Genomic DNA, 12,964 nt, shown 5'->3' on the forward strand with positions numbered 1-12,964 from the left:
ATGCCCGGTGACGCAGTATTTGAACTTTCGGCCGCTCAGCGTGGAATCTATTTCGCCCAGCAAGCCCTGGGTGAGATTCCGATCAATATCGCGCAGTACGTCGAATTGGTCGGGCACATCGATGCGGACCTGCTGAGCCGGGCCTCCCAGGTCGCCGGCCGGGAGATGGGCTCGGCCTATCTGAGCCTGGTCGAGACCGACGCGCTACCGCTCCAGTTCGTCGACGAGTCGATCGACGACAGCATCGAGTTCGTCGACCTTTCCGCCGAACCGGATCCGCATGCCGCCGCGCAACGATGGATGCGTGAGGAATACCGCCGACCCGTCGATGTGCTCACCGACCGGCTCACGGTCAGTTCGCTGCTGCGCATCGGCGAGGACCACCACTTCTGGTACGTCCGTACCCACCACATCGCCCTCGACGGATTCGGTGCGATGGCCACGGTCACCCGCATCGCCGAGGTCTACTCGGCGCTCGTGGCCGGACGTGAGCCGGCGCCGTCCAAGGGCGCCGCACTACCCGACATCCTCGCGGACGAACGCAAGTACCGGGATTCGGATCGCTTCGTCAAGGACCGCGAGTACTGGCTGCAGCGCACGGCCGATCTGCCCGGCCCGCTGTCCCTGTCCGCGCACCGCGCCGCTCCCGGCGCCTACTCGCAGCTGGCCTCGGCCACCCTGCCCGACGACATCGCCGCACAGCTCGACGAGGCGGCCGGGCAAACGGGAGGCAGCACCGCGCCGACGGTGATCGCCGCCTTCGCGGCCTACCTGGCCCGGATGACCGACAGCGAAGACGTCGTGCTGAGCCTGCCCGTCTCGGGCCGCAACACCGCCAGACTCCGGCGAGCGGGCGGCATGGTCTCCAACATCGTCCCCCTGCGTCTGACAGTCGCTCCGGCCACGACGATCGACGAACTCGTCGCAGCGGTGCAGACGGAGCTGACGGGCGCCCTGCGGCGGCAGCTCTATCGGCACGAGGACATCCGCCGCGATCTCGGTCAGGGCACCGGCCGGCGCGGCCTGTTCGGACCGTCGATCAACCTGATGATGTTCCATCCGATCCTGGAACTCGGCGATGTCGTGGGACATCTGCACGTGCTGACCACCGGTCCCGTCGAGGACCTGTCGATGAACCTGTATCCGGGTGTGTCGGGCTCGAACCTGCGGGTGGACTTCGAGGCGAACCCGCAGTCCTACTCCGACGCCGACCTGACCCGGCACCACGAGCGCTTCACCGACTTCCTCGGCCGATTGCTGCAGGCACCCGCGGGTACGCCGGTCGGCTCGCTCACCCTGGGCTCGGCGGCTGAGATCACGGCGACGACGGTGGCCCCGAATGACACTGCGCACCCGGTCGATTCCACCGACCTGATCCAGATGTGGGGCCGCCAGGTCGAGCGGACCCCGGATGCCACGGCCTTCGTCGACGGGTCCCGCCAGATGACCTTCGCCGAGTTCGACGCCCGGACGAACCGGCTCGCACGCCATTTCATCGCTGTCGGCGTGGGCCCCGACGTCCGCGTCGGGGTGGCCCTGCGCCGCGGTCTCGAGCTCGTGACGACCCTGTACGCGGTACTCAAGGCCGGTGGCGCCTACGTGCCGATCGATCCGGACCATCCGCGGAGCCGGACGGTTGATGTCCTGCAGACCGCGGCCCCGATCTGTGTCGTGGTCGAGGGCGCCGATCGGGCGGCGGTCGCGGACACCGGTGTCGAGGTCGTCGAACTCGATGACGTCGACCTCGCGGGATATTCGGATGCGCCGCTGACCGATGACGAGCGCGCCCTGCGTCCCGAGGCTCTGGCCTACGTCCTGTTCACCTCCGGCTCGACGGGCAAGCCCAAGGGGGTGGCGGTCCCACATCGCGCCGTGGTCAACCAGATGGCCTGGCTGGCCGGGCACTACGGAATCGGTCCCGACGACGTCGTCCTGCAGAAGACCCCCACCACGTTCGACGTCTCGGTGTGGGAACTGTTCGCACCGACCGTGGGTGCCAAGATGGTCATCGCCCGGCCCGACGGGCATCTGGACCCCCAGTACCTGCTCGACGTGATCACCGCCGAACGCGTCACCGCCACCTCGTTCGTGCCGTCGATGCTGCAGCTCTTCCTCGGTGAGAACGGTTCCATCGACCCTGTTGCACTGCGACTGCTGCTCGTGGCCGGTGAGGCCTTCGGTGAGCATCTGGCGCGCCAGGGCGCCCGGGACCTCCCCGGTGTCCGGATCGAAAACCTCTATGGCCCCACCGAGTTCACCGTTCACGCCACATCCGCATCAACCGGACCGGACGTCGAACGGGGCGTCCCGATCGGCCGCCCGGTCTGGAACTGCCAGGCCTGGGTGCTCGACCGGCAACTGCGGCCGTGTGTGGTCGGCGCCGTCGGCGAGCTCTACCTGTCGGGTGAACAACTCACCCGCGGTTACTTCGGCCGGGCCGATCTGACCGCCGAACGATATGTGCCGTCCGTCTTCGGGCCCGCGGGAACGCGGATGTACCGCACCGGCGATCTGGTCCGCTGGTCGGCCGATGGATCCCTGGAGTACTTGGGACGCAGCGACTTCCAGGTCAAGGTCCGTGGCCTCCGCATCGAACTCGGGGAGATCGAGTCCGCGGTGCGGTCGGATGCGGCGGTTCGCGAGGCTGTGGTGACGGTCCACGAGAGCGAACACGGTCAGCGACTGGTGGTCTACGTGGTCGGAGCCGCCGGGCAACCGCCGATCGACACCGCGGCCCTGACGAACACGGTCGCGGCCCTGGTTCCCGACTACATGCTGCCCGATGCGTTCGTCGAACTACCGCAGATGCCCCTGGGGCCCAGCGGCAAAATCGATCGAAAGGCGCTGCCCGCGCCCGATTTCTCGGTACGGACCACCGCATTCCGGCCGCCGGTCACGGACGCCGAGCGGGCCATCGCCGGCCTCGTCGGCGACCTGCTCGGACATTCGGAGGTCGGACTCGACGACTCGTTCTTCGGTCTCGGTGGCGACAGCATCATGTCCATTCAGCTGGTCTCCCGCGCCCGGGCGATCGGTCTGCACTTCTCGTCGCGAGAGGTCTTCGAGCACAACACCATCGGCGCACTGGCCGGGGTCGCCAGAACCGAGGGTTCGGCGTCCGTGGTCCACGAACTGCCCGGTGGGGCAGTGGGCGAGGTGGCGCTGACGCCGATCATGCGGTGGATGGCGGCCGAGCCCGAGAATGCGCGAGCGTTCTCCCAGTCCGTGGTGGTCCCCGCCCCCGAGCCTTTTTCCGACGACACCCTGCGCCGCACGCTTGCCGCCGTGGTGGCCCACCACGACATCTTGCGCTCGCGCCTGTTCGGTGACGAATCCGGGCGCCTCCACCACGTCATCGACCCCATCGCCGACGCCAGAGACGTTGCGGTCACAGAGATCACGGTGGACCCGGCGCCCGGGACGGTGGCGTTCGACGAGGCCGTCGCCGCCGCTGCCCTCGATGCCACCGAGGCGCTCGATCCGGCCACGGGCTCGATCATGTCCGTGACGGTGGTGACCGGTGACTGGGCTCCCGAGGTCGGCCGGCGGTTGCTGATCGTGCTCCATCATCTCGCTGTCGACGGTGTCACCTGGCGGATCCTGTTGCCGGACCTGGCCATTGCCTGGGCGGCGGCCGCCGCGGGTGATGAGGTGGTGCTCGCACCGACCGGCACCTCGATGCGCCGCTGGGCTCACCACCTGACCGAACTGGCCGCGCAGCCCGAGCTCCTCGGCGAACTCGACCACTGGCGTTCGGTGCTCGGGGCGATCGATGATCAGACGTTGCGGGTCGATCCCGCCCGCGACGTGGTGGCCACACTGCGGCGCCGGGAGTTCACCATCTCGCCGGAGCTCACCGACACCCTGCTGACGCGGGTCCCGCAGGCCTTCCACGGTGGCGTGAACGACGGGTTGCTCGCAGCCCTGGCGTTGGCGGCGACCACCTGGCTGCGTGAGGGTGACGAAGAATCAGGCAACGGACACAGCGGAACCCGGCCATCAGGGCGGTCGATCGTCGTGGCACTCGAAGCGCATGGCCGCGAGGAAGAGCTGCTCGCCGGATCCGATCTCTCCCGGACCGCCGGCTGGTTCACGACCGCCTACCCGGTACTCCTGCGCACCGACGACATCGACGTTGATGATGCGATGACCGGTGGGGTCGCCGCGGGAGACCTGGTCAAAGCGGTCAAGGAACAACTCGCCTCGGTACCGCGGCGCGGCGTGGGCTACGGCCTGCTCCGGTACCTGAACGAGGCCGGGGCCGCCGAACTGTCACAGTTCGCCGAACCCGCGATCGGGTTCAACTACCTGGGCCGGCTCTCGGGTACCGGCATGTCGGGTCCCTGGATCCCGGATGGAGAGAGCGCCCTACGGGGCAACCGGGGCACCGCGGTGCCGGTTCGGACCGCACTGGACATCAACGCGATGGTGACCGAATCCGCGGCCGGCCCGCAGTTCTCGGCCACGATCGAATACCCCGCCGGGCTGCTAGACGACGCCGCGGTGGACCGCTTCACAGAATTGTGGACCCGGGCGCTGGAATCGATTGCGCGGCATGCTTCGTCGGCCGGAGCCGGTGGGCTGACCCCGTCCGATCTGCCGCTGGTGGATCTGCGGCAGCGGCAGGTCGATGAGCTCGAGCGACGGTTCGATGACATCGTCGATGTGTGGCCGCTGACCCCCCTGCAGGAGGGACTGCTGTTCCACGCCGAACTCGCCGCAGGCGGGATGGATGTCTATGCCGCGCAGATGGTGCTCGACCTGACCGGCGTCGATCCGGACCGGATGAGGCGCAGCGCCCAGGCGCTGATCGACCGACATCCGAACCTGCGCAGCGGGTTTGTCACCGACAGCGAGGGCCTGGCGCTGGCCGTGGTCGCCTCCCACGTGGACGCGCCGTGGACCGAGCACGACCTGACCGACGTCGACGAGAACGAACCCGAGACCCGGGTCGCGGAGCTGACACATCAGGAACGGATCGCCCCGTTCGAGATGGACGCTGCGCCACTGATCCGGTTCACGATGATCCGGCGCGGCCCCGCGGCGTACCGCTTCGTGGTGACCAATCACCACATCCTGCTCGACGGATGGTCCATGCCGATCTTCATGGGCGACCTGCTCGAGATCTACCGTGCCGGCGGCAACGCGGAGGCGCTGCACCCGGCCGCTCCCTACCGGAGCTATCTGACCTGGCTGCGGTCGCAGTCGACCGACGCGACGCTGTCCGCCTGGACCGCCGCCCTGGCCGGCGTGAGCGAACCGACCACGCTGTTCCCGGCGGCCACCGCCCACAGTGCCGGTCAGGTCCCACACGTGGTCGAGGTCGATGTCGCCGAGGACATCTCGCACCGCTTGACCGAATACGTCCGGAGCGCCGGCACCACGCTCAACACCGCTCTGCAGACGGCCTGGGGCATCGTGTTGGCGCGGCTGACCGGTCGCGACGACGTGATCTTCGGGACCACGGTGTCGGGCCGTCCGCCGCAGGTGCCGGGTATCGAGTCGATGCTCGGACTGTTCATCAACACGCTGCCGGTGCGGGTACGCCTGGACAACGACTCCGATCTCGACGCGCTGGTCAGACGGGTTGCGGTAGAGCAGACCGAACTGCTCGACCACCACACCATCGGCCTGGCAGAGATCACCGCGGCCACCGACGCCGACGCACTGTTCGACACGATGATGGTGTACGAGTCGTACCCCTTCGATCGCAGCGCGCTCACCGCCGCCGCCTCGATCGACGGGATGGCCGTCGTCGATGCCGACATCCTCGACGCCACCCACTACCCCTTGACGCTGATCGCGACAACCGAACCGGGACTGCGGCTCTCGGCCAAATACCTGCCGGACAGCGTGACCCGGGACCAGGCCGAGCAGATCCTGCAGATGTTCCTGCGGGTGCTCGGCGAGATCTCCACCGATCCGTCGATCCGGGTGGACCGGGTAGAGGTCCTGTCCGCGCCGGAGCGGACCGAACTACTCGGCGTGCAGGGCTCCGGCGAGACCGCCTTCGACACGCTCCCCGAACTGCTCGCCGCGGCGGCCACCGCGGGTGCCGATCGCGACGCTGCCGTGTCACCGACCGGCTCGATCACCTACCGTGACCTCGACACCCGGTCGAATGCGCTGGCGCGGATCATGATCGCCCGTGGGATCGGACCCGACCAGATCGTGGCACTGGGCATGGGTCGCTCGATCGACTTCCTGGTGGGGCTGTGGGCGGTGGCGAAGACCGGCGCCGGCTATCTGCCCGTCGACATGCAATATCCGGCCGAACGCATCGAACACATGCTCGCCGATTCGGCTGCGGTATACGGGCTTTCGACGTCGGCCTGGCGATCGGTGCGACCGGACACGGTCGACTGGCTCGAACTCGATTCGCAGGAGACCGCCGCCGCGATCTCGCGGGAATCGACCGCACCCCTGACCGACGCCGACCGAACCGGACCGGTCCGGATCGCCAACCCGGCCTACATGATCTACACCTCCGGTACCACCGGGGTCCCCAAGGGTGTCGTCGTCACCCACGGCGGCCTGGCGAGCCTGACGGCGCACCAGTCGGATCGCTATGCGCTGACCGAGGATTCGCGCACCCTGCACTTCGCCTCACCGAGCTTCGACGCCTCCGTGCTGGAGTTGTTGCTGGCGCTGGCGCACGGATCCACCATGGTCATCGCCCCGACCGAGATCTACGGCGGCGACGATCTATCCGATTTCCTGTCCGAATACGGCGTCACCCACGCCTTCATCACACCCGCCGCGCTGGCCTCGGTCGATCCCGCGGGCCTCGATCACCTCGAGACCGTGGTCGTCGGCGGCGAGGCCTGCCCACCCGAGCTGGTCGCGCGCTGGGCCCCCGGCCGGCGCTTGTTCAACGCCTACGGACCCACCGAGACATCGATTGTCGCGACTATCGCCGGACCGATGGCCCCTGCCGGTGAGATCACGATCGGCTCGCCGGTGCGTGGACTGACGTCGCTGATCCTCGATCGGCGTCTGCAGCCGGTCCCGGTCGGCGTGGACGGCGAATTGTTCCTGAGCGGTCCGGCGGTGGCCCGCGGCTATCAGAACCGGGCCTCGCTGACTGCCGAACGCTTCGTCGCCGATCCGCACGGCGCACCCGGTGCCCGCATGTACCGGACCGGTGACGTGGTGCGGTGGGTCCGCACCGAATCCGGTGGCCTCGAGGTGAAGTACGTCGGACGCAGCGACTTCCAGGTCAAGGTCCGTGGCTTCCGCATCGAACTCGGTGAGGTCGACGCCGCGTTGTCGGCCCATCCCGACATCGACTTCGCAGTCACCTCCGGTGCCCGGATGCCCTCGGGCGTCACCACATTGGTGGCGCATGTGCTCGCGTCGAAACCCCTGGACCCCAAAGCGGTCCGGGACTTCGTCGGGGAGCGGCTGCCTTCCCACATGGTGCCCGCCGCGATCGTCTTCCTGACCGAGATCCCGTTGACCCGATCAGGCAAACTCGACCGATCGGCGCTGCCCGAACCCGACCTGGGAGCCCTGGCCTCGGCCGGTGCGGCACCCTCGACGGACACCGAGCGGATGCTGGCCACCGTGCTGGCGGAGGTGCTCGGACTGTCGTCGGTCGGCGTGAGTGATTCGTTCTTCGATCTGGGCGGCAACTCGCTGGTGGCCACCAAGGCGGCGGCCCGCATCAGTGCGCTCGTCGGTCGCCGTGTGGCGGTGCGTGAGATCTTCGAGAACCCGACCGTCGAAACGTTGGCCAGGTGCCTCGACACCGCACCGGCGCAAGCGGATCTGCCCGAACTCGTCGCCGGCGGGTCGGGGGAGCGGCCACCGCTCTCGCTCGCCCAGCAGGCCATGTGGTTGCTCAACCGCCTCGACCCGCAGTCCCCGGCGTACAACATCGTGCTGCCTCTGCGACTGTCCGGTGCACTTGATGTCGAGGCCCTGGCCGCCGCGGTGGCCGATGTCCTCGACCGCCAGCACACACTGCGCTCGGTCTTCCCCGACACGGCCCACGGTCCGTACCAGCGGGTGCTGTCGGTGGATGATGTCCAGGTCGATCTGGACCCGGTGGACGTCCCCGGCGCCGACGAAATGTTCTCGGCGGCAGCAGAGTTCGCCGCTGTCGGCTTCGATGTCACGGAAACGGCCCCGGTTCGGGCCCGGTTGTTACGCGCCGGTGGCGAACACCTGCTGATCGTGGTCGTCCACCACATCGTCGCCGACGGTGCCTCGATGGCCCCGCTGGCCCGTGATCTGGTGACCGCCTACGCAGCCCGGACCGCGGGTGCCGATCCGCAGCTGCACTGGACGCCACTTCCGGTGCAGTACACCGATTACGCGCATTGGCAGCGGCAAGTGCTCGGCTCGCCGGACGATCCGGCCTCCGTTGCTGCCCGCCAGCTCGACTTCTGGCGCACGGCGCTGTCGGGTGTGCCTGAGGTCGTCGACCTGCCGCTGGACCGGCCGCGTCCGGCCCGGCGCACGATGCAGGGCGCATCGGTACCGCTGGCCGTTCCCGGCGATGTCGTGGCCGCATTGGACGCCTATGCGCAGGGCAGGCAGGCGTCGCTGTTCATGGTGGTTCACGCCATCGTCGCGACTCTGCTTGCGCGCCTGTCCGGTTCGTCGGACATCACCGTCGGCACGCCCGTGGGCGGACGTGACCACATCGCTCTGGACGATCTGGTCGGCATGTTCGTCAACACCGTGGTGCTGCGGTCCGAGATCGACCCGGCGGATCGTTTCGACGAGGTACTCACCCGGGTGCGCGTGGCCGATCTCGACGCCTTCGCCAATGACGACATCCCGTTCGAGAGCGTTGTCGGGGCGCTGGTCTCGCGCCGCCAGCAGTCCCATTCGCCGCTGTTCCAGGTGATGTTGTCCTTCGAGAACAACGAGACCGCCTCGGTCGACCTGCCCGGTCTGAGCGTGGAGGTCGCCGACGGGATGATCCAGGGCGCCAAGTTCGACCTGACGTTCGCCATCGACGACACCGTCGACGCCGACGGCCGTCGCCGACTGGGCGGCCGGATCACCTACGCGACCGACATCTTCGACCGTGAGACGGTGACCGCCATCGCCGAGCGCTTCGAGATCCTGGCGCGGGCGATCGCCGCCGACCCGACCGCCGTGGTCGGGGACATCGACATCCTCACCGCAGCCGAACACCTCGAGGACGAACTCGCCTCGCAGACCCCGGAGCCCGCGGCCGAACCCACCCCGGCATACAGCGCCGCAGACCTCGCCGCGCTCCTCGCCGCCGCGGTCGACATCGATCCCGATGCGGTGGCGCTCGATGTCGACGGTGTCGCGATCACCTACCGCGATTTCAGTGATCGCTTCGGTCAGCTGTCGGGTCCGCTCGGCGAGCGCGGGATGGACGCCGATGCGATCGCGTCGGTCGTCCTGACCAGTCTGGTCCCCACCATCGTGGCGGCCCCGGACGGTTTCGCCGTCGCCCTCGACAACGTCATCGCCGATGCCGCGCGTCTTCTCGATGGGCGCGACCTCACCGATTACCGCAGTGCGCGTCTGGTGACGGAGTCGGAGTCTGCGATTCCGGCGGCCACCACGCCGCTGTCCGACTGGGATGCGCGCGTCCGCGAGAACCCGGATGCCCCGGCCATCCGAAGCCCGGAAAGGTCGCTGACCCGTCGCCAGCTCGACCGGTCAGCCAATCAGCTTGCCACCGAACTGATTTCGCGCGGCATCGGTCCCGATGACGTCGTCGGCCTGCTCACCACGCGGTCGGCGAACTGGATCATCGGTCTGCTGGCCGCCTGGAAGGCAGGGGCGGCGTACCTTCCGCTCGATCCGACCGGCCCGGCCGACCGTGCGGTCGCGATCGTCGCCGATGCCGGTGTGCGGGTTGTCGTGGCGAATCATGATGTGGTCACCGATGAGCTCCGTGCCGGGATCGACACCGCCGGTGCGGAATTGATCGAACTCGGCGACGCCACGACCGATGCCGCACTGGGAAGGCTCGACGCCTCGGGATTGCCGGACCGCTGGTCCGAGCCCGGCGCCGACCTGCGCCTTGGCTATGTGATCACCACGTCCGGGTCCACCGGACGACCGAAACCGACCCTGGTGCCGGCCGGTGGCCTGCTGAACATGTGGGGCTGGTACCGCGAGAAGATCCGGTTCTCCGACGGTGACACGGTGATCATCGCCTCGTCACCTCGGTTCGACCTCACCCAGAAGAACATCTGGACCGCGCTGCGGGTCGGCGGTGTGATCCGCCTCGTCACCGAGGGTTTCGACCCCGCGGAGATCCTCGGCATCATCGGATCCGAGGACATCTCCCTGCTGAACGTCGCGCCGAGCGCACTGGAATTGCTCACCGAACTCGATGCCGCGAACGTGCTGACCACGCTCGCCACGGTGGCGACCGGTGGCGAGGTCCTGACGCCGCGCGCTTATCGCAGCCTGCTCGGGACCGACACCGCGATGCTGTCGATGTACGGACCCACCGAGGCCGCGGCCACCACGGCCGCGCGGTGGGTGCCGCTGGCCGATCATGCGCCCAACGCCGACGGTGAAGCCCGGGACATCGGGCCGATCACACTGGGACACACCATCCCGAACGTCACCCACAAGATCCTTGATCAGCGACTGCGTCCGGTCCCGATCGGTGTGGTGGGGGAGCTCTACATCGGCGGGGTGGCACTTGCCCGTGGTTACGGGCGGATGCCCGGCATCACCGCGGCCCGCTTCGTCGCCGATCCCGCCGGCGCGGCCGGATCCCGGATGTATCGCACCGGAGACCTGGTGCGTCGTCTACCCGGCGGCGACGCGATGTTCGTCGGACGCAGCGACTTCCAGGTCAAGGTCCGTGGTCTGCGGATCGAACTCGGCGAGATCGAATCGGCGCTGACGGCGCTGGCCGGTATCCGCCAAGCTGTCGTGTCGGCACACGGCGAGTCCTCGGACCGCCGACTGGCGGCCCACGTGGGCGCCGATCCGGGACTCGACGTCGGTGCGGTCCGGGCCGAACTGGCCAAGGTGCTACCCGACTACATGGTGCCCGAGGCAATCATGGTCATGGACGCACTGCCGCTCAACCCGAACGGGAAGGTCGACCGAAAGGCGTTGCCCACGCCGGAATTCGGTCAGGACGATGCGGAGTCCTTCGTGGCGCCGCGGACACCGCTGGAAGAGATCATCGCCGGGGTCTTCGCCGACACCGTCGGCGTCGATCGGGTCAGTGCCACCGCATCGTTCTTCGAGCAGGGTGGCAACTCGCTGAGCGCCGCCCGGCTGGCCAACCGGTTGTCCGATGCGCTCGGCACAACCGTCGGGCTGCGCGATGTCTTCGACGCGGTGACCCCGGCCGAACTGGCCGCGCTCGTGGAACTGCGCCGCACCGATGGGGCCGGCCGGCCCGGGCCCGCGGTCACCCGTTTCGTGAAGCCGGAAGGCCCTGCGCCCGAGCGGATACCGCTCTCGCTCGCACAGCAACGCCTGTGGTTCATCAATCGGTATGACCCGGAGTCCGGTGCCTACAACATCCCGATGACGCTCCTGCTCACCGGTGAACTCGACGTCGAGGCGCTCAGTGCGGCGCTGGTCGATCTGGTCGATCGCCAGCACGTGATGAGGACCGTCTACCCACAGGGGCCCGACGGACCCGAGCAGGTGGTGGTTCCGGTGATGGATGCCCTGCCGCCGTTCCGTCTCGATTCGATCGCACGGGACCAGGTGTGGGAACGCCTCCAGGCCTTCGCCCGGGTCGGTTTCGATGTCACCACCACGGTGCCGTTCCGGTCGGCCCTGTGGCGCATCGAGCCCGACGACGAGGTCGGCGGCGACAACCGCGAACAGCACCTGCTCGTGATCGTCGTCCATCACATCGCCTCGGACGGATTGTCGATGCGTCCGATGGCGTCGGATCTGCTGACCGCCTACGAGGCCCGCCGCCAGGGCCGGGCGCCCGGATGGGCACCACTTGCGGTGCAGTACACCGATTTCGCGATCTGGCAGCAGGAGAACTTCGGTGCCGCCGACGAACCCGGAGGTGCGGCAGCGGCCCAGCTGGACTTCTGGCGGGCACATCTGGCCGGCATGCCCGAGGTGATCGGTCTGCCCACCGACCGTCCGCGCTCGAATGTGCGCAGTGATGTCGGTGGCAGCCACCTGTTCTTCGTGCCCGCCGAGTTGCATCAGCAGGTGGTGGCCCTGGCCGGGGCCCGCGGACTGTCGAGCTTCATGGTCCTGCACGCCGCCGTGGCAATCTTGTTGGCCCGCAGCGGAGCTGATCGCGATGTCGCCCTCGGGACCCCCGTCGGCGGACGCGGCGCCGCGGAACTCGACCCGGTGGTCGGGATGTTCGTCAACACCCTGGTCCTGCGGACCGATGTACCCCTGGACCGGTCGGTCGGTGACTTCCTCTCCGACGTCCGGGCCCGCGACCTGGATGCGTTCGACCACAGCGACGTCCCGTTCGAGCAGATCGTCGACACGCTGACGGTGAGTCGATCAACGGCACACACGCCGCTGATCCAGGTGGTGTTCGGGTTGAACAACAACGCCCGGCCCACATTCGAACTCGAAGGCCTCGAGGTGACCCCCGGTGCGGTGGACACCGCATTCAGCAAGTTCGACCTGTCCTTCGAACTCACCGAGCAGTGGGGCGAGAACGGGCAGCCCGCCGGACTGGCCGGATTCCTCGGCTTCGCCACCGACATCTTCGACCCGTCGACCGCGCAGGCGCTGGCAGATCGGCTCCTGCGGATCCTGCAGGGCATGGTCGCGGACAGCGATGTACTCATCGGTGAGATCGAACTGCTCGACGAGCAGGCACGAACCGACCTGGTCCCCGTGCGCGGTGTACCCGCGCCGGAACCGGCAACCCTGATCGACCTGCTCGACCGGGCGGCAGCCGCCGATCCCGATGGTGTCGCGCTGATCTGCGGCGAGCAGGCCATGACCTACCGCGAGCTCGACAACCGGTCGAACCGGCTCGCCAGGGAATTGATCTCGC

The 12,964-nt window shown here is 68.4% G+C and carries 1 protein-coding gene (only partly in view); it reads left to right on the plus strand.

All coding sequences use genetic code 11. The features are described 5' to 3' along the window. Nucleotides 1-12,964, plus strand: partial view of a non-ribosomal peptide synthase/polyketide synthase gene (locus tag AC51GR_RS03755; RefSeq protein WP_496323283.1) — the 5' portion only. Its footprint extends 20,951 nt past the window's final position; only the first 12,964 of its 33,915 coding nucleotides appear in the window; its start codon is at nucleotides 1-3; its stop codon lies beyond the right edge, outside the window.

This window comes from Williamsia sp. z71, assembly GCF_059553375.1.